The organism is Paraglaciecola sp. T6c (genome assembly GCF_000014225.1).
GTDB lineage: Bacteria > Pseudomonadota > Gammaproteobacteria > Enterobacterales > Alteromonadaceae > Paraglaciecola > Paraglaciecola atlantica_A.
Genome location: NC_008228.1, coordinates 3,000,536 through 3,018,074, shown reverse-complemented (window position 1 = coordinate 3,018,074; position 17,539 = coordinate 3,000,536). Strand labels below are relative to the sequence as shown.

The window sequence follows — 17,539 nt, the reverse complement described above, 5'->3', positions numbered from 1 at the left end:
ATAACTATTGAGATGTTAACTTGTGTGCGATAACCGCCAAGCGCTGTCCTTGAGCAAAACACAGTGCGCGTTCATCATCACTGAGTTTGCTGCCTTTATCGCCATGGGCATAATGGGTTGCACCATAAGGACTGCCGCCTGTGGTGGTACTATGTAGTTCAGGGTGAGTATAAGGTAACCCTACAATGACCATGCCGTGATGTAGTAGCGGTAGCATCATACTGAGCAACGTACTCTCTTGCCCGCCGTGCATACTTCCTGTTGAGGTGAATACAGTCGCCGGTTTATCGACCAGCGCACCGGACAACCATTGACTGCTGGTACTATCGATAAAATATTTTAACGCAGAGGCCATGTTACCAAAACGGGTAGGGCTGCCTAACGCTAATCCTGCACACGTCTTCAAGTCATCTTTTTGTACAAATAGGTCACCATCATCTGGCACGCTGGCTTGGCTGAAATCAATTCCGTTAGAGATTTCAGGTACAGTACGAATCTTCGCTTGCATCCCCTTTGATTCTACACCTTGGGCAATTCGGTTTGCCATCGCTTTGGTGGCGCCGTGTCGGCTGTAATATAAAACGAGAATATGCTTGCTCATAGTAGCTTAAGCACATTCTCTGGCGGGCGGCCGATTGCGGCTAAGCTTTCTCGGTCATCTAACGCACCTTTTATCACAATTGGGCGCTCAATAAGCTTGGGGGTAACGTGCATAACCGTGAGCAGTTCGTCAGGTGATATATTGTCACTGTCTATGTTTAGCGCTTTGTATTCAGGTTCTTTTTTACGCATTAGGGAGCGAGGATCTGACATACCTAGCATCAACAAAATAGCCTGTAGTTCTTCTACGCTCGGCGGATTTTTAAGGTATTCGATAACCTTGGGTTGCTGGCCACTATCAATTAATAATTGAAGCGTTTGGCGGCTCTTTGAACAACGTGGGTTGTGTAGTATGGTCAGCTTCGACATGGTAAATTCTACTGTTATCTGCAATGAATATCGTTATTCTATCGTTTCGCTCTCATTGGTAAAAGGGAAGGCTGTACAATGTTACGTAAATTTCTATTTTCGCTGCTTGTTATTGCCGGGTTGTTGGCGGGAATGTACGGCTATTCTTTGGTTAGAACTGATTTTACGACAGATGATGGCCTTTCACACCAATGGCGTGACTACGAAGGAAAGTGGGTGGTAGTCAATTACTTCGCACTTTGGTGCGCCCCCTGTTTACGAGAAATGCCCGAGCTCAACAAATTTCATCAACAAAATGAAGGTGACACTCCATTGTTTGCGATTAGTTTCGATGATGTCACTCCACAAGAGTTAGCCGAGCTAAAACAAAAATTTGCGATCGAATTCCCGGTTATTGCCGGCATTGAGCAGCCGCTGCCAATGACAAAACCAAACAGCTTGCCCGCTACTTTTATTATAGGACCTGACGGAGAAGTTAAAAAACAATTGTTAGGTGAACAAAGCGCTGCGTCCTTGCACAGCGCTATCGAAATATTAAAGACTCTCTAAACGCGTTTGAAACTCACGAAACTGCTCGATTCGGGCGCGTATTCTTTGCTTTTCAATGTTTTGCGCACCTGCGTAATTATACGCACTGTGTAATTCATCTATGGCGCGAGGATAGGACGCTGCCAATGCGTAGACTTCAGCTTTGGTCTGATGCATCTCCAACTTGTTCTGACTTTCTGCATAAGCGTCAGACAATATTTGATGGGCGAGCATGTTGTCAGGTTCGACCAATAAGTAATCTTTTAATATGCGTACAGCACGATCATATTGCTTATTTTTAACCAACGCATTGGCTAAATTCAGTGTGATCACGCGATTGCGGGGTGTTAACACTGCTTGGGTCGTGAGTTTGTCGATGGCATCCTGGACACGCCCAGTCTCAAGTGCAATGTCTGTATAGGTATCGAGATAAAACAAATTACGTGGATCATCCTTTAGCAAACCATCGATGAGATCACGGGCTTTATCGTACTGTTTATCTGCTAAGTAAGCCAAGGCTAGGCCATACTCTGACGCGGTTTTAAACGTATAGCTACCACGCTCTAAACTGGTTTCAAAATAACTGACGTTGTATTCGGGCGTTGCGTAATACCGCGCTAAAATACGGCTCTTGGCAAGATGGAAGCTCAAGCTTGGGGCCACTCTTGCTGTGCGATAACTTGCAGCACGTGTACGGGCGTCTGCAACCCTAGATTCAGGCAAGGGGTGAGTTAACAAAAAAGCAGGTGGTTTAGATTTTAAGCGGTATTTTTCCACTAATGTACCGAAAAACTCGCCGGCAGCGTTTGGGTCGAAACCTGCTTGCGCGAGTATGCGAATACCTATGCTATCCGCCTCTTTTTCATTTTGGCGAGTGTAATTGATTGAGGATTGTGCCGATGCAGCGGAGCCCGCACTAATGGCGGCAATACCCGCTTCTGGGTTGGCTAGAGCAAGTAAAATACCTCCTAAGGCCGACGCTAACTGTAAAGGTGACGATTTTTGTTGTGCGGCGATACTTCTGGCGATGTGCCGCTGGGTAACGTGGCTGACCTCGTGGGCGAGTACTGAGGCTAGTTCACTCTCGTTTCGCGCATTAAAAATCAAACCTGTGTGCACACCTACGTGACCGCCGAAAAAAGCAAACGCGTTAATATCGGCATTATTAAGTAGGAAAAACTCAAACGGAAATTTAACATTATCGGCTTGGGCAACCAAGCGGTTACCCAAATCTTGAATATATTCATCAAGGAGAGGGTCATTAATAATAGGGGCCTGACCTCGCAGTTGACGCATCAACACATCACCAATTTGCATCTCTTTGTCCAAGCTAATGGCACTTGAAGCAACGACACCTATTTCGGGCAAAGCATTCTTTTGGTTAGCAGCAAAGCCGGTAGCGCTCGTCATAATACCAAGCGATACAGCCAAACTAAGCAATGCTTTTTTGTAAATTGGGGATGTTTTAATCATTTCACCTATTTAATCAATTACAACTTCGTTAATAAGAAAGGCAATAGCCTGATTTAGTTCCGAAAAACTGATGATAACCGTTAATATTGCGTTGAATGGCTCTAACTTCAAGTGTTTTATTGGCACTAAGCGACACCCCCCAAACGTTATTTAATACAGAGGGCCAAAAAAGCCACTACGACTTTGCTAAAATCTTATCTTTCTTTAGTGGCACACTATATTATGCTGCGCTAATCGATTTTTGCACGGCACACATTTAACGAATAGCGTTTTTATGATGTGATCTACATCGGGTCAAAGCAATTTTAACCGCGTTTTTAAGAGGTATAACAGTTATATGATAAGTGTGTTCGAAAGATGGTATAAGCGCAAATTCTCTGATCCTGATTCCGTTATGTTGCTGATAATGCTAATTGCTGTGTCTGTGCTGTTGGCATTGTTAGGCACCATTTTAATGCCAGTATTAGTAGCCGCTGTCATTGCCTATTTATTGGATTGGCCTGTAAGTCAGTTGTCGCGCTCAGGTATGCGTAGAGGCTTTGCTTGTAGTGTGGTTATCTTTGGCTTTTTGACATTATGTATTTTGACCTTTATCGGCATTGTGCCTGTGGTATCACAGCAAAGCATTAATCTCATTCGCGAAATGCCGCAAATCTGGGGGCACGCACAAGTATGGTTATTGCAGTTACCTGAGCAGTACCCCGATTTTGTGCATTTGGGGGATGTGCAAGACATGCTTGATGGCGTGAATGAACGTATTGTTAGTTTGGGGGAACAACTTCTTTCAGCTTCTGTTAGTTCCCTTGGGAGTTTAGCGTCTTTGTTAATTTACCTTGTGTTGGTGCCATTAATGGTGTTTTTCATGCTCAAGGACAAAGATCAGCTGCTAGACAATTTGTCGCCGCTTTTACCGTCTCAGCGCCGTCTTATAAAGCAAGTAGGTAGCGAGATGAATACCCAAATTGCCAACTACATTCGTGGTAAAGTCATCGAAATTATTATAGTGGGCACGATATCAGCCGTAACCTTCGCCTTGATGGATTTACGCTATGCCTTGCTGCTTGGCGTGTTGGTGGGCTTTTCAGTATTGATACCTTATATCGGTGCTGCCGTGGTGACAATTCCTGTGGCGGTAGTGGCCTTATTTCAGTGGGGAATAACACCGGATTTTTGGTGGTTAATGATTGCTTATGGGGTGATTCAGGCACTCGATGGAAACGTGCTTGTGCCGGTGCTATTTTCTGAAGCGGTAAGCTTACATCCGGTGTACATCATTATCGCAGTGTTATTTTTTGGCGGTTTATGGGGCTTCTGGGGCGTGTTTTTTGCCATCCCACTGGCGACGCTGGTAAAAGCGGTGATTAATGCTTGGAAAGGGCCTTTGCAGGAGCTTCCTCCCGCTATTTAAGCTTTTGGACGATGCTTGCCTGTCCTGAATATGGCTTCAGGGTAAGCAAGCATCACGGTGCTATCTTATTGATTTAAATAATCAAGTACGACCTGATGGTGGTCTTTGGTTTTAAACTTATCAAACACGTGTTCAATCACGCCTTGTTCGTTAATTAGAAAGCTGATGCGGTGAATACCGTCATATTCCTTGCCCATAAACTTCTTTAAGCCCCAAACGCCAAAGGCCTCCGCAACAGCATGATCTTCATCAGACAACAGGCTGAAATTAAGCTGCTCTTTTTCAATGAATTTAGGCAGGCGCTTGACCGCGTCTGGGCTGACGCCAAGCACAACTACATTTAGCTTATCTAGTTCGCTTTTGCTATCACGAAGATTTTGAGCTTGTACAGTGCAGCCTGGCGTCATGGCTTTGGGGTAGAAATACACCAATACCTTTTTACCGCTAAAGTCCGATAGGTTCACGGTTTCGCCGTGCTCATTGGGCAAGGAGAATTTAGGTGCTGGTGCACCCGCTGTCAGTCTATTCATAAAAATGTCCTTAATATGGATGTAAAAAAATTGTGGAAATGTGATGAATGAAAAATTCAGTGATTTTGCTTAATAGCGCCGTGTAAATCTAGATGTTGCAGTAACACTTCAAACTTCTTCTCGAAATCCGCTATGTCAATATCGTGAGGCATACTGACGACCATTTTGCATTTCACTTCATCTGGTTCATCTGGAGATGTTTGCAGTGTCTTTAAACGCAGAGCACTGACGGTTACGCAAAACGTGGAGAAAAATTGCGTCACTTCTTTAATAACACCTACTGCATCAACACCTGAGAAGGTCACGTCTGCAAGGTGCTCTAGATTTTGTTTAGCATGGCGTTTGGTTCGTTTCATCATGGATAGCAAATCAAGCTGCTGACAAGCGAGAGGTATAGCTACCTCAACACGTGCAATAGCGCTCTGGGTGCCTTCTACAATCATGGTAAGTGAAAAATCCTGACCGTAAACCGCTTGCCGACTATCCAGAATGTTGCAATTAGTCTCACTAACCACATCAGTGATTGTGCTGAGCATGGTGACTTTGTTGGCACCTAGAATGGTGATGATTAATTGTTGTTTCATTAACGTATTAAGCTTACTTCGTGAATTTTGACACTACTAACATACCTGAATTACCCCTAGTATTTCCAGTTTCAAGATTGGTTTTGCATTCTGCGCATTCATTACTTGTTTTTACCCCACAGGCTCTTTACCATTAGGCGCGAATTTTTTCTGGAGTAGGCATGTTTACTGGTAGTTACGTTGCATTAATCACCCCCATGTACCAATCAGGCGAGATAGATTATCCGTCGTTAAAGAAGTTGGTTGATTTTCATATTGCTAATGGCAGTCATGGCTTAATTGCTGTAGGCACCACGGGCGAGTCTGCCACGTTACCCTTTGATGAGCACATTGAAGTGGTCAAGCGCATGGTCGAGTTCGCTGATAAGAAGATACCGGTAATCGCTGGAAGTGGAGCCAACTCTACCGCTGAAGCGATATTTTTAAGCGAGCAAATGGCTGGTACTGGGATTGATGGTTTCCTTAGTGTTGTGCCTTATTACAACAAGCCGCAACAAAAAGGCATGGTGGCGCACTTCAACGCGGTTGCAGATGCGACTGATTTGCCGGTTCTGTTGTACAACGTACCTGGGCGTACGGTTGCAGATATGCTGCCTGACACAGTGGCGGAACTCGCAACACACCCTAAAATTGTTGGCCTTAAAGATGCCACCGGTGATATTGCCCGTTTAAAACAAATGCAACCTTTAGTAGATAAAGACTTTGTATTCTTAAGTGGCGACGATGCTACAGGATGTGAGTTTTTAACGGCAGGGGGGCACGGCGTTATTTCAGTGACGGCGAATGTTGTACCTAAGCAAATGTCTCAGATGTGTGAAGCGGCGCTTGCCGGTAATTACTCCAAAGCCAAAGAAATCGATCAGCAAATAGCCGAGCTTCACAGCGCTCTATTTATTGAACCAAATCCAGTATTGCCTAAGTGGGCTTTATACAAAATGGGGCTCATTCAATCTGCATTTTTGCGTTTACCGTTAATTGAATCGGAACTTGATAGCCAAAATCATATCGAACAAGTCATGCGCAATTCGGGCGTATTATCTTAAGGAGATTGCATGACAACTAAGTTTTTCATTGGCACAGCTATCGCGGTTAGTGTTTTAAGCGCGTGTAGTTCATTAGAAGAGCGACAAATCGCCAGCGGTAATTTTGAATATACTAAGCAACAGCCAGGTCATGATATTCAAGTACCAGCCGATGTTGACCGTCCTAATTTTAGTCAGGCTTATAAGCTTCCTGCTTTGGATGCTGATGCGCCGCGCAATTTTATTGGCAAAAAGCTCAAGGTCGTTTCACCCGCGTTGGTGTTGCCTTTAGTCACTGGGTCTCATGTTGATGATGGCAGTAAAGATGCTAAGGTGTTTTTCGACCAAGTCGACGATAGTCAACCGCTAGACACCACTATTTGGAATTCTCTGCTGAGTTATCTAGAAGAGCAGGGCATTGGCATTGAATCGTTCGATAAAGACAAACAGCGCCTCGTTACCGATTGGGTCGTGGCCAAAGAGATTTTAGATGATCATTGGTATAGCTGGTCATCTGTTGAGCGTGACACCAGCCAACGCTTTGAATTTGATTTAGAAATGAAACCCCACGGACGTACGGCGACATTGAACGCGCACCTAGTGGATTATAAAGAGCGTCAGGGGGAAGCGGTTGTTGCTGAAAAATCTGATGTAGATTCCCGCGCTAAAGAAGTCGACATCTTGAATAAAGTGATTGGTCACTACGAATACCAAATTCGAGTGGCTGATGCTAAGCGCCTACGGGAAATTCGCCGTGGTATGCAAATTACAATTGGCCAAGATGGCGAAGATGCACCTGCGTTTATTATTGACAGTAACTACGACACAGCATGGCCGCGCGTGCTATTGGTGTTGCGTAAACTTGGTTTTGACGTGAAAGATTACGACAAATCTAATGGTTTATTGTTTGTTAAGTACAACGGTACCGAGAGTGGTTGGTGGGATTCAGTTTGGTCTAACGACGAAAATGCTTTACCGCTTGAAAAGCAAGAGTATCGTTTTAGAGTAGAAGACGCGGGTGAGCATACCTCGTTAACTGTGCTTGATAACGAGAGCACGCCATTTACTAAAGATAAGTTATCTGGTCTGTATGATGTGTTTGCCCGAGTAATGGCTGACGATAATTTAGACATTTAATGTAATCCGTATCGATTGAAAGAGCACCGCAAGGGTGCTTTTTCGTTTTTAGGCAACCCATTTTGAGGACAATCTAGTATGAGCTTCGCTGATAAAGTGCTTGCTGTTAATGACAACCTTCCTATTCGTACTGATTTACCTGTGCACAGTGGCAAAGTTCGTTCTGTATATTGGTTAACAGAGCAGGATAGCCGACGTCTTATTGAAGAGCATAATTACCCGGTACCGAAAGATACGCCATTAGCCATCATGTTAATAAGCGATCGTATTTCAGCGTTTGATTGCATTTGGCGTGGTGAAGAAGGTATGCAAGGTGTACCTGGAAAAGGCGCAGCTTTAAATGCTATTTCAAACCATTGGTTTGGCTTATTTAAGGAGCAGGGGCTGGCTGATAGTCATATATTAGACATTCCTCACCCACTGGTATGGATTGTTCAGAAAGCTCGCCCAATCATGATTGAGGCGATTTGCCGTCAATATATTACGGGTTCCATGTGGCGTGCGTACGAAAAAGGCGAACGCGAGTTTTGCGGTATCCGTCTTGAGGAAGGGTTATCAAGAGACAGCAAGTTAGCCAATATATTGATTACTCCTTCTACCAAAGGTGTTCTTAAAGGCATTGAGGGGGTGCCAGAAGCAGACGATGTCAATGTGTCTCGAAGTGATATAGCGCAACACTATGCTGCGTTTAACTTTAACTCTGCTGATGACATTGCTTTGTACGAAAAATTACTCACTGAAGGCTTCGGGGTCATAAGTCACGCGCTTAACAAAATCGATCAAATTTTCGTAGATACAAAGTTCGAATTTGGTTATGTAAAAGACGTAGACGGAAACGATAAATTAATTTATATGGATGAAGTGGGAACCCCAGATTCATCTCGTATATGGGACGCCAAGCAATACGATCAAGGCAATATTGTCGAGAACTCAAAAGAAGGATTCAGGCAGTTGCTGCTCAATTACTTCCCTGATCCTGATATATTGCTTAATAAAGAGCGCATGGATGAACGCGAGGCATTAGCACGAAACAATGCCTTACCAGTACAGGTGTTAATGGATATATCAAAGACTTATACACAAATAGCGGAGAAAATCACCGGCCAAAAAATTGTGCTCAGTGATAACCCTAAAGAAGAAGTGATCAGTGTTTTACGGGATAGGTACCAGCTTATTGACTAAACTCATATCTCGTTTGAAAGGTGAGACTCATATAAGCCAGCTATTTTGCTGGCTTTTTTGGATTTTAAAACCGCTAGCTTCTTGTTAGCTAATTCCAATCGATTGACGCTGCGTGTTTACTTGAGGTTGGATTACGCTTTAATTTTTATGTGACCCAAGGGTTTACAGCAACAAGGCAGTATTTCGCCGTCATCGATGAAAGCAAGAGGATCAAGTAGGTATTCTACCTCACCTTCGATTAACTGTGTTCTACATGCACCGCAAAATCCCTCTTTGCAGTGGTATTCCTTAGGAATATTATGGATGAGCAAACAGTCGAGGAGATTGTCGTGAGCAAACGAAATCGTATGCTCACAGGGGGCGTCGGGGTCGTCGTGTTCAACAACCGTGACTTTTTTGCACACTATAGCTCGAACTCGTCGAAGTCGTTGCTGCCGACTTCAGAGTCGATTTGGCCGACAAGATAGGAGCTGATCTCAGATTCTTGCGGAGCGACCTGTACGTTGTCTGAATTCAAATAATTATTCATCCAAGGCAAGGGGTTATTTTTAATGTCAAATGGCTGATCTAAGCCAATTGCTGACATTCTGTGGTTCGCAATAAACTCCACGTATTGACATAAAATATCTTTATTTAGGCCAATCATCGAGCCGTTCTGAAATAAGTACTCAGCCCATTCTTTCTCTTGATTAACTGCGTCAAGGAAGATATTTGTCGCTTCCTCTTTATACTCAAGGGCGATTTCAGCCATTTCAGGGTCGTCTTTGCCTTTGGCCCACAAGTTCAAAATATGCTGCGTCGAGGTCAAGTGTAGGTTTTCATCACGTGAAATCAGGCGAATAATTTTAGAATTACCTTCCATTAATTCACGCTCAGCAAACGCAAACGTACACGCGAACGACACGTAAAAACGAATCGCTTCCAAGGCATTGACTGAATTCATGCACAAGAATAGTTTTATCTTCAGCGTACGCATAGTCACAACGTGTTCTTCACCATTGATTGTGTGCGTACCTTCACCAAGGGTTTGCCAAAGTTGGGTGTAAAAAATCAAATCGTCATAGTATTTAGAAATATCAGCAGCGCGCTTCTTGATTTGCTCATTTTCAACGATATCAGAGAAAATACTGCTTGGGTCCCCAAACAAGTTACGCAAAATATGGGTGTAGGAACGTGAATGAATGGTTTCAAAAAACGACCATGTTTCAGTCCATGTTTCTAGCTCAGGAATAGAAATAATCGGTAAAAAAGCAATATTTGGGCTACGGCCTTGAATAGAGTCTAATAAGGTTTGATATTTCAAATTCGAAATAAAAATGTGCTTTTCTGATTCACTCAGCTTTTGAAAGTCAACTCTGTCTTTACTGACATCTACTTCTTCGGGGCGCCAGAAAAAACTGATTTGCTTCTCGATAAGTTTTTCGAAAATGCTGTGTTTTTGTTGATCATAACGGGCAACGTTGACCGGATTGCCAAAAAACATAGGTTCCTGCAAAGGGTCATTATTGATTTGATTAAACGTTGTGTATTTCATGAATGTTAGCAGACCATTTTGAGTTGAATTCGCCCTTTAGGGATACGCTAAAGGGCTCAGAAAGATTAAATTTTACACGCACCGCCAGCACAATCGTCGTCTTCTTCAACGACTGCTTCTTGTGGAACGAACTGGGTTGATTTCAGCTCTTGCTGTGATGTATCTGCTGCGCCATCACGAGTGTTGTGGTAGTACAAGGTTTTTACGCCTAGCTGATAAGCGGTAAGCAAGTCTTTCAACAATAACTTCATGGGGACTTTGCCACCGTCGTATTTGTTCGGGTCGTAACTGGTGTTAGCTGAAATTGTTTGATCAACAAACTTTTGCATAATACCGGTTAACTGTAAGTAACCATCGTTAGACGGTAAATCCCACAACAATTCGTACTTGTCTTTCAACAATTCGTACTCAGGCACCACTTGCTTCAACACTCCATCTTTACTGGATTTAACACTGATGTGGCCGCGTGGTGGCTCAATGCCATTGGTGGCATTTGAAATCTGTGATGATGTTTCAGACGGCATCAAGGCAGACAAGGTACTGTTACGTAGACCGTATTGCTTGATGTCAGCACGTAGACTGTCCCAGTCACAATGCAGTGGCTCGTTACAAATTTTGTCTAAGTCTTTCTTGTAGGTATCAATTGGCATGATCCCTTGAGAGTAGGTGGTCTCATCAAACTTAGGACATGCGCCTTTCTCTTTTGCTAGGTTACAAGAGGCACGCATCAAGTGATATTGCATGGCTTCAAATGTTCGGTGAATGAGGCCGTTGGCACTGCCATCTGAGTATTTAACGCCGTTCTTAGCAAGGTAGTAGGCAAAATTGATTACACCTATACCCAATGTACGACGCCCCATAGTGGCATTGTACGCTGCGGGTACGGGGTAATCTTGATAATCGAGTAGGTTGTCAAGCGCACGTACGGCGAGGTCAGCCATTTCTGCGAAGTCTTCTAAGCTTTCAATGGCACCTAGGTTAAACGCTGATAATGTACAAAGGGCAATTTCGCCGTTTTCGTCATTAACGTGCTCAAGGGGTTTAGTCGGTAGAGCGATTTCAAGACACAGGTTGCTTTGACGGATCGGTGCAACTTTCGGGTCGAAAGGACTGTGCGTGTTGCAGTGATCCACGTTCTGAAGATAGATACGGCCGGTACTAGCACGCTCTTGCATGAACAAGCTAAACAACTCTACTGCTTTGATTTGGGTCTTGCGGATGCTGTCATCTTGCTCGTACTTAACGTATAGCTCTTCAAATTTAGGTTGGTCAGCAAAGAACGCATCGTACAAACCAGGTACGTCAGATGGGCTAAACAAGCTAATGTGCTGATCTTTAATCAAGCGCTGATACATCAACTTATTAAATTGCACGCCGTAATCCAAATGACGAACGCGGTTTTCTTCTACACCACGGTTATTTTTCAATACTAGAAGTGATTCCACTTCCATATGCCAAAGTGGGTAGAAAAGTGTTGCTGCACCGCCGCGAACGCCGCCTTGTGAACAACTTTTAACGGCAGTTTGGAAATACTTATAGAATGGAATACAACCCGTATGGAATGCTTCGCCGCCGCGAATAGGGCTACCAAGAGCACGTATGCGCCCTGCGTTGACACCGATACCGGCGCGCTGGCTCACGTACTTAACAATGGCACTGGCTGTCGCGTTAATTGAATCAAGGCTATCGCCAGCTTCAATCAATACACATGAGCTGAACTGCCTTGTAGGTGTACGCACGCCGGCCATAATTGGCGTAGGCAGTGAGATTTTGAATTTCGACGTCGCATCATAGAAGCGCTTGATGTATTCCATGCGCGAATCTTTCGGGTAATCAGCAAACAAACATGCTGCTACCAAGATATATAGAAATTGGGCACTCTCGTAAATTTCGCCTGTTACCCGGTTTTGAACAAGGTATTTACCTTCTAGCTGCTTGACTGCGGCGTAGCTAAAGTCCATGTCACGCCAGTGGTCAATATAATCATCCATTTCTTGAAATTCAGCTTCGCTGTAATCACTCAACAAATGTTGATCATATTTTTGCATCTCGACCATGTTGGTAACATGGGCGAAAAGCGCTGGGGGCTCAAACTGCCCATAGGCTTTCTTACGTAAATGGAAGATAGCCAAACGTGCTGCTAAGTATTGATAATCTGGTGCGTCTGTTGAAATAAGATCGGCCGCTGAGCGGATCAGCGTCTCATGAATATCTTCTGTCTTGATACCGTCGTAGAACTGAATATGCGCTTTAATTTCCACCTGAGATACAGACACATTATTAAGGCCTTTAGCTGCCCAAGTAATAACTTTGTGGATTTTTTCGAGGTCAATGCTTTCGCGCTCGCCAGTTCGCTTAGTAACGAAGAGTTTGTTATTCATGTATACGCCGTTTTGATTATAGTTTTTACAAAATATAGAAACGGTGAATTTCACCATTTCTGTGGAAATTATGCTTGACGAAGAGGGAAAGTTGCGGATCTTTTTTACAACGACCATCCTGTCGATAAAACACAAGATAATGAGGTTTTAGTGCCTTTGCAACCCCACATCTGGTGCTTTTGTAGACGTTCAAATCAACAGAAAATTTATGTTAGTAACGACTCACCTAACAAGGCCATTCTCTTTGCATGTATAGGGAATGCAAGATCATTTTTAGGAATTATTTTTTTATAAACTTTTTTAATCGAAAAAATCAGTTGTTATAATTTCACGATATATAGTGTCTAGGTGTTTACAAAACCACTACATATCGTGTTTGGTGTTATAGGTGGGCGAGGATTGCCTGTGGTTGATCAATGTACAGATCCGCATTCCAGCTGTCTGATCTATGCTCTGGGCCTATGTATCCATAGTTTGCCACCACACTAAACATGTTCGCAGCTTTTGCGGCATCTATGTCACGTTTAGCATCGCCGATATACCAACACTCTGTAGGATTAATGTTCATCGCGTTTGCAGCATGTATCAGGGGCAAAGGGTGGGGTTTGCGTTTTTCTAACGTGTCGCCACTGATGACCACTTGGCACTGGGCAAACTCGTCAAAATGAGGTAACAAAAGCTCGGTGAGCCATTGTGGTTTATTGGTCACTATGCCCCAAGGGATATTATCCTTATCTAAACGTGCAAGTAGCTCTCTAATGCCATCAAACGACACGGTATCTACACATATCTCTTGTTCATATCTTTCAAGAAAAAGGGCCCTAAGTGCTTCGACGTCAAAATCCGCGAGCCTATCGCCAAAGCCTATTTCGAGTAATCCTTGAGAGCCATCAGAAGCAATATTACGATATACGCTGAACGCGCATGAGGGCATTTTATGTTGGTGTAAAACCCAGTTTAGGGCATTGCCTAAATCTCGTGCAGTGTCTAATAACGTACCGTCTAAATCGAACAATACACCTTTGGGCTTATTTAGCATGTTATGCATCACCGCCATGCTGACAATGTACGATGTAATTCACGTCAACGTTTTTGTCAGATAAATAAAACTGTTGAGTAATGGGGTTTACATGCAGGCCTGTCATATGTTTCGCCATCAAAGGTGTATTGTCTACCCAGTTTAATAATTCCGAGGGTTTAATAAACTTGTCATGATTGTGGGTTTCTTTGGGCACTAATTTAAGAATGTGCTCTGCGCCAACTATCGCCATCAAATATGATTTGATATTACGGTTTAAGGTCGAGAAAAATACCGTGCCGCCAGGTTTAACCAGTCTGCTACAAGCCTCAACTACAGATGACGGGTCAGGCACATGTTCGAGCATTTCCATACAAGTCACCACATCGAATTGCCCAGGATGGGCATCAGCGAACTCTTCCGCTGTTGACAGCTGATAGTCAATGCTTAATTGTGATTCAAGGCTATGTAATCTTGCTACTTCAAGCGGGGCTTCGCCCATATCAATGCCGGATACCTCAGCACCCGCGCGCGCCATACTTTCCGCTAAAATACCGCCACCGCAACCCACATCAATCACTTTCTTGCCTTCAAGCCCTTGAGTGCGCTGCACGATATAATCGGTTCTAAGTGGGTTGATGGTATGTAAGGGTTTAAACTCCCCGTTTAGGTCCCACCAACGAGATGCCAAATCGGCAAATTTCTGTATTTCTTGATGGTCAACATTTTGAGCTGAGTTCATATTGCGGTCCAAAAATTTGAATTTCGCTATTATAGCCAGCATGTATTAAAGCTGGCTAGCGCAATATATGCGGTTTTTTAGCGTCTTTGGCTACTATATGAGCGGATCCTATCTATTTATTTTTTACGGTCAGTGTTAGAATCCCAAGGCTCGATAATACGAAATTCCAGAGTTAATCGTTGACTGTTATTTTGAGGCCTAGCTCAAATGCACTGACGCGGATTGTAAATTTTATGTCTAATTCTATTTCTAATAATAATGACTAGGGACAAGGCTGTATATGACTGATCACGCCCAAGAAATTCTTCCTATTAATATTGAAGAAGAACTTAAAAATTCTTATCTTGATTACGCCATGAGCGTAATTGTAGGCAGGGCGCTGCCTGATGTAAGAGATGGCTTGAAGCCCGTGCATCGCCGGGTTTTGTTCGCTATGAACGAGCTGAAAAACGATTTTAACAAACCCTATAAAAAATCGGCACGTGTTGTCGGTGATGTTATCGGTAAGTACCACCCACATGGAGACTCGGCTGTTTACGATACCATCGTACGTATGGCTCAGCCGTTTTCTTTACGTTACATGCTGGTAGATGGTCAAGGTAACTTCGGTTCTGTTGATGGTGATTCAGCCGCTGCAATGCGTTACACCGAAATTCGTATGGCGAAAATTTCCCATGAATTATTAGCGGATTTAGAAAAAGAAACCGTCGACTTCGTTCCGAATTACGACGGTACCGAATTCATCCCTGACGTACTGCCCACTAAAGTACCCAACCTATTAATCAATGGTTCTTCAGGTATTGCTGTTGGTATGGCGACTAACATTCCTCCTCACAACTTAACCGAAGTTGTGAACGGGTGTATCGCGTTAATTGATAAGCCTGAGCTTTCCATTGAAGAATTGATGGAATATATCCCAGGCCCAGATTTCCCGACCGCTGCCTTTATAAGTGGTCGTAAGGGTATTGAAGAAGCGTACCGTACGGGGCGTGGAAAAATATATATGCGCGCCCGCGCAGAGATTGAGCGCGAAGACAATGGTAAAGAAACCATAGTCGTTCACGAAATTCCTTATCAGGTCAACAAAGCGCGCCTAATTGAAAAGATAGCCGAGCTGGTAAAAGAAAAGAAAATTGAAGGCATTTCAGCCCTACGTGATGAGTCTGATAAAGACGGCATGCGTATTGTAGTTGAAGTGAAACGTAACGAGTCAGGTGAAGTCTTACTGAACCACTTATATTCACAAACACAGATGCAAACCGTGTTTGGGATCAACATGGTGGCACTGGATAAAACTCAGCCTAAAGTGTTCAATTTACTTGAGATACTGCAAGCCTTCGTTTTACACCGCCGCGAAGTGGTCACACGCCGTACGGTTTTCGAACTGAAGAAAGCCCGTGAGCGTGCTCATATTCTTGAAGGTTTAGCGATTGCTTTGGCTAATATAGACCCGATAATCGCACTGATTAAAGCGTCTAAAAGCCCGTCTGATGCCAAAATATCATTGACGGCTCAAGGTTGGGCGTTAGGCGATGTGTCTGACATGTTAGAGCGTGCCGGTAATGACGCCGCTCGTCCTGATTGGTTAGAGCCCGAGTTTGGTATTCGTGATGGCTTGTACTATTTAACAGAGCAGCAAGCACAAGCAATCCTTGACTTACGTTTGAATAAATTAACGGGTCTTGAGCACGAAAAAATTCTTTCTGAGTACAAAGAGTTATTAGACTTGATTGCAGAATTACTGCATATATTAGGTAGCCCTGAGCGCTTGATGGAAGTCATACGTGAAGAGCTTGAAAAAATTCGTGATGAATTCGGTGATGAGCGCCGCACTGAAATCACTGCCGCATCTCACGATATCGATATTGAAGACTTGATTGAACGTGAAGAGGTTGTGGTGACGCTATCTCGTGAAGGTTACGTAAAGTATCAAAAGCTAAACGATTACGAGTCGCAGCGCCGTGGTGGTAAAGGTAAATCAGCGACCAAGATGAAAGAAGAAGATTTCATCGAGAAGTTACTGGTGGCCAATACCCATGACCACATTTTGTGCTTCTCTACTCGCGGCCGATTGTATTGGCTAAAAGTATACCAATTGCCATTAGCGAGTCGTAATGCACGCGGTCGTCCAATTGTGAATATTTTACCGTTGGAAGCAAATGAACGTATCACTGCGATTTTGCCTATTCAAGAATTTGAAGAAGGTAAATACGTCTTAATGGCTACGGCTAATGGTACGGTGAAGAAAACGGCCTTGGTCCAGTACTCACGCCCACGTGCAAACGGTATTATCGCGGTCAACTTGAACGACGGTGATGAGTTAATCGGTGTTGATATTACCGACGGTAGCAGTGATATCATGTTGTTCTCGGATGCGGGTAAAGTCGTTCGCTTTAATGAGAAAGCGCGTGATTCAGAAACAGGGGCAGTTAAAATTGATCCTGAAACTGGCGAAGAAATCCTAGCACTACGTCCAATGGGGCGCACAGCAACAGGTGTTCGTGGCATACGCTTACAAGATGGCCAAAAAGTGGTGTCGTTGATTGTACCTCAAGGTGATGGCGCGATTTTAACCGCCACCGAAAATGGTTTCGGTAAACGTACCCCTGTCGAAGATTACCCAGCGAAAAGCCGTGCCACGCAAGGTGTGGTATCCATTAAGGTTTCAGAGCGTAACGGTAAGGTCGTCGGTGCTGTACAGGTCAATGACAGCGATGAAATCATGCTGATCAGTGACCAAGGTACTTTAGTACGTACTCGCGTCGGTGAAGTCTCTACCGTGGGTCGTAACACTCAGGGCGTACGCTTAATACGGACCGGAGAGGACGAACATGTTGTAGGTCTGCAGCGCATCGATGAAGTTGAAGAGTTAGAAGAAGAACTAGAGGCGTTAGCTGAAGGTGACGAGACAGTCGAAGCCGCAGCATCAGACGTGGATAACACCACGGATGAAGATCCTCAAAACGAAGAGTAAAGCCCGTAGATGGTAAGGTAGGCTGCACGCTTACTTTATTATCCTATAGTTTTTTAA

General features: G+C 43.9%; 16 protein-coding genes. 6 read left to right on the top strand and 10 right to left on the bottom strand.

Annotated features, from left to right (window positions below; genetic code table 11):
- Window positions 1-4 precede the first annotated feature (4 nt).
- Both wrbA and arsC read right to left on the bottom strand, forming a co-directional pair.
- Complete coding sequence (gene wrbA / locus PATL_RS12710; protein ID WP_011575272.1) at window positions 5-601, bottom strand: NAD(P)H:quinone oxidoreductase; 597 nt, start codon at window positions 599-601, stop codon at window positions 5-7.
- On the bottom strand, window positions 598-969 hold the full coding sequence (arsC, locus tag PATL_RS12705; RefSeq protein ID WP_011575271.1) for an arsenate reductase (glutaredoxin): 372 nt from the start codon (window positions 967-969) through the stop codon (window positions 598-600). Before arsC ends, wrbA begins: the two co-directional genes overlap by 4 nt.
- Before the next feature lie 78 nt (window positions 970-1,047).
- Here arsC and PATL_RS12700 point away from each other — a divergent pair, with 78 nt between their 5' ends.
- On the top strand, window positions 1,048-1,518 hold the full coding sequence (locus PATL_RS12700) for a TlpA family protein disulfide reductase (protein ID WP_011575270.1): 471 nt from the start codon (window positions 1,048-1,050) through the stop codon (window positions 1,516-1,518).
- On the opposite strand, the gene PATL_RS12695 is transcribed toward PATL_RS12700, so the two are convergent.
- Window positions 1,504-2,970 carry a beta-barrel assembly-enhancing protease gene (locus tag PATL_RS12695; protein ID WP_011575269.1) on the bottom strand — a complete coding sequence of 489 codons (1,467 nt, stop codon included), beginning with the start codon at window positions 2,968-2,970 and terminating at the stop codon, window positions 1,504-1,506. The genes PATL_RS12700 and PATL_RS12695 overlap by 15 nt on opposite strands.
- Window positions 2,971-3,307: 337 nt before the next feature.
- Here PATL_RS12695 and PATL_RS12690 point away from each other — a divergent pair, with 337 nt between their 5' ends.
- Window positions 3,308-4,378, top strand: a complete 1,071-nt coding sequence (locus PATL_RS12690; protein WP_011575268.1) for an AI-2E family transporter — start codon at window positions 3,308-3,310, stop codon at window positions 4,376-4,378.
- A gap of 65 nt (window positions 4,379-4,443) precedes the next feature.
- Here the strand turns inward: PATL_RS12690 and bcp are convergent, their stop codons facing one another.
- Window positions 4,444-4,908: a thioredoxin-dependent thiol peroxidase gene (gene bcp / locus PATL_RS12685; protein ID WP_011575267.1), complete on the bottom strand. Its 465-nt coding sequence runs from the start codon at window positions 4,906-4,908 to the stop codon at window positions 4,444-4,446.
- Window positions 4,909-4,964: 56 nt separating this feature from the next.
- Window positions 4,965-5,492: a glycine cleavage system protein R gene (locus PATL_RS12680; RefSeq protein ID WP_011575266.1), complete on the bottom strand. Its 528-nt coding sequence runs from the start codon at window positions 5,490-5,492 to the stop codon at window positions 4,965-4,967.
- A gap of 161 nt (window positions 5,493-5,653) precedes the next feature.
- Here PATL_RS12680 and dapA point away from each other — a divergent pair, with 161 nt between their 5' ends.
- From dapA to PATL_RS12665, 3 genes are all read left to right on the top strand, one after another.
- On the top strand, window positions 5,654-6,535 hold the full coding sequence (gene dapA / locus PATL_RS12675; protein ID WP_011575265.1) for a 4-hydroxy-tetrahydrodipicolinate synthase: 882 nt from the start codon (window positions 5,654-5,656) through the stop codon (window positions 6,533-6,535).
- Between the two features lie 9 nt (window positions 6,536-6,544).
- Window positions 6,545-7,651 (top strand): outer membrane protein assembly factor BamC, encoded by a 1,107-nt coding sequence (gene bamC, locus PATL_RS12670; protein WP_011575264.1) that lies wholly within the window; start codon window positions 6,545-6,547, stop codon window positions 7,649-7,651.
- Window positions 7,652-7,729: 78 nt separating this feature from the next.
- Window positions 7,730-8,833, top strand: coding sequence for a phosphoribosylaminoimidazolesuccinocarboxamide synthase (locus PATL_RS12665; protein WP_011575263.1), 1,104 nt, complete (start codon window positions 7,730-7,732; stop codon window positions 8,831-8,833).
- Window positions 8,834-8,964: 131 nt separating this feature from the next.
- Here the strand turns inward: PATL_RS12665 and yfaE are convergent, their stop codons facing one another.
- The 5 genes from yfaE to ubiG form a co-directional block, all read right to left on the bottom strand.
- Window positions 8,965-9,237: a class I ribonucleotide reductase maintenance protein YfaE gene (yfaE, locus tag PATL_RS12660; protein WP_011575262.1), complete on the bottom strand. Its 273-nt coding sequence runs from the start codon at window positions 9,235-9,237 to the stop codon at window positions 8,965-8,967.
- Window positions 9,237-10,367, bottom strand: coding sequence for a class Ia ribonucleoside-diphosphate reductase subunit beta (gene nrdB, locus PATL_RS12655; protein WP_011575261.1), 1,131 nt, complete (start codon window positions 10,365-10,367; stop codon window positions 9,237-9,239). Before nrdB ends, yfaE begins: the two co-directional genes overlap by 1 nt.
- 65 nt (window positions 10,368-10,432) lie before the next feature.
- Window positions 10,433-12,748 (bottom strand): class 1a ribonucleoside-diphosphate reductase subunit alpha, encoded by a 2,316-nt coding sequence (gene nrdA, locus PATL_RS12650; protein WP_011575260.1) that lies wholly within the window; start codon window positions 12,746-12,748, stop codon window positions 10,433-10,435.
- A 382-nt stretch (window positions 12,749-13,130) separates the two neighbouring features.
- Window positions 13,131-13,787: an HAD family hydrolase gene (locus tag PATL_RS12645; protein WP_011575259.1), complete on the bottom strand. Its 657-nt coding sequence runs from the start codon at window positions 13,785-13,787 to the stop codon at window positions 13,131-13,133.
- Window position 13,788: 1 nt separating this feature from the next.
- Window positions 13,789-14,508 (bottom strand): bifunctional 2-polyprenyl-6-hydroxyphenol methylase/3-demethylubiquinol 3-O-methyltransferase UbiG, encoded by a 720-nt coding sequence (gene ubiG, locus PATL_RS12640; RefSeq protein WP_041713817.1) that lies wholly within the window; start codon window positions 14,506-14,508, stop codon window positions 13,789-13,791.
- A gap of 280 nt (window positions 14,509-14,788) precedes the next feature.
- On the opposite strand from ubiG, the gene gyrA reads away from it, so the two are divergent.
- A complete protein-coding gene (gyrA, locus tag PATL_RS12635; RefSeq protein ID WP_011575257.1) occupies window positions 14,789-17,482 on the top strand; it encodes a DNA topoisomerase (ATP-hydrolyzing) subunit A in 2,694 nt (897 codons plus the stop codon).
- The last annotated feature ends 57 nt before the right edge of the window (window positions 17,483-17,539 follow it).

Excerpts from the sequence above, each read along its gene's own strand:
- wrbA (WP_011575272.1), bottom strand. The coding sequence starts at position 601 with ATGAGCAAGCATATTCTCGTTTTATATTACAGCCGACACGGCGCCACC.
- arsC (WP_011575271.1), bottom strand. The coding sequence starts at position 969 with ATGTCGAAGCTGACCATACTACACAACCCACGTTGTTCAAAGAGCCGC.
- PATL_RS12700 (WP_011575270.1), top strand. The coding sequence starts at position 1,048 with ATGTTACGTAAATTTCTATTTTCGCTGCTTGTTATTGCCGGGTTGTTG.
- PATL_RS12695 (WP_011575269.1), bottom strand. The coding sequence starts at position 2,970 with ATGATTAAAACATCCCCAATTTACAAAAAAGCATTGCTTAGTTTGGCT.
- PATL_RS12690 (WP_011575268.1), top strand. The coding sequence starts at position 3,308 with ATGATAAGTGTGTTCGAAAGATGGTATAAGCGCAAATTCTCTGATCCT.
- bcp (WP_011575267.1), bottom strand. The coding sequence starts at position 4,908 with ATGAATAGACTGACAGCGGGTGCACCAGCACCTAAATTCTCCTTGCCC.
- PATL_RS12680 (WP_011575266.1), bottom strand. The coding sequence starts at position 5,492 with ATGAAACAACAATTAATCATCACCATTCTAGGTGCCAACAAAGTCACC.
- dapA (WP_011575265.1), top strand. The coding sequence starts at position 5,654 with ATGTTTACTGGTAGTTACGTTGCATTAATCACCCCCATGTACCAATCA.
- bamC (WP_011575264.1), top strand. The coding sequence starts at position 6,545 with ATGACAACTAAGTTTTTCATTGGCACAGCTATCGCGGTTAGTGTTTTA.
- PATL_RS12665 (WP_011575263.1), top strand. The coding sequence starts at position 7,730 with ATGAGCTTCGCTGATAAAGTGCTTGCTGTTAATGACAACCTTCCTATT.
- nrdB (WP_011575261.1), bottom strand. The coding sequence starts at position 10,367 with ATGAAATACACAACGTTTAATCAAATCAATAATGACCCTTTGCAGGAA.
- nrdA (WP_011575260.1), bottom strand. The coding sequence starts at position 12,748 with ATGAATAACAAACTCTTCGTTACTAAGCGAACTGGCGAGCGCGAAAGC.
- PATL_RS12645 (WP_011575259.1), bottom strand. The coding sequence starts at position 13,787 with ATGCTAAATAAGCCCAAAGGTGTATTGTTCGATTTAGACGGTACGTTA.
- ubiG (WP_041713817.1), bottom strand. The coding sequence starts at position 14,508 with ATGAACTCAGCTCAAAATGTTGACCATCAAGAAATACAGAAATTTGCC.
- gyrA (WP_011575257.1), top strand. The coding sequence starts at position 14,789 with ATGACTGATCACGCCCAAGAAATTCTTCCTATTAATATTGAAGAAGAA.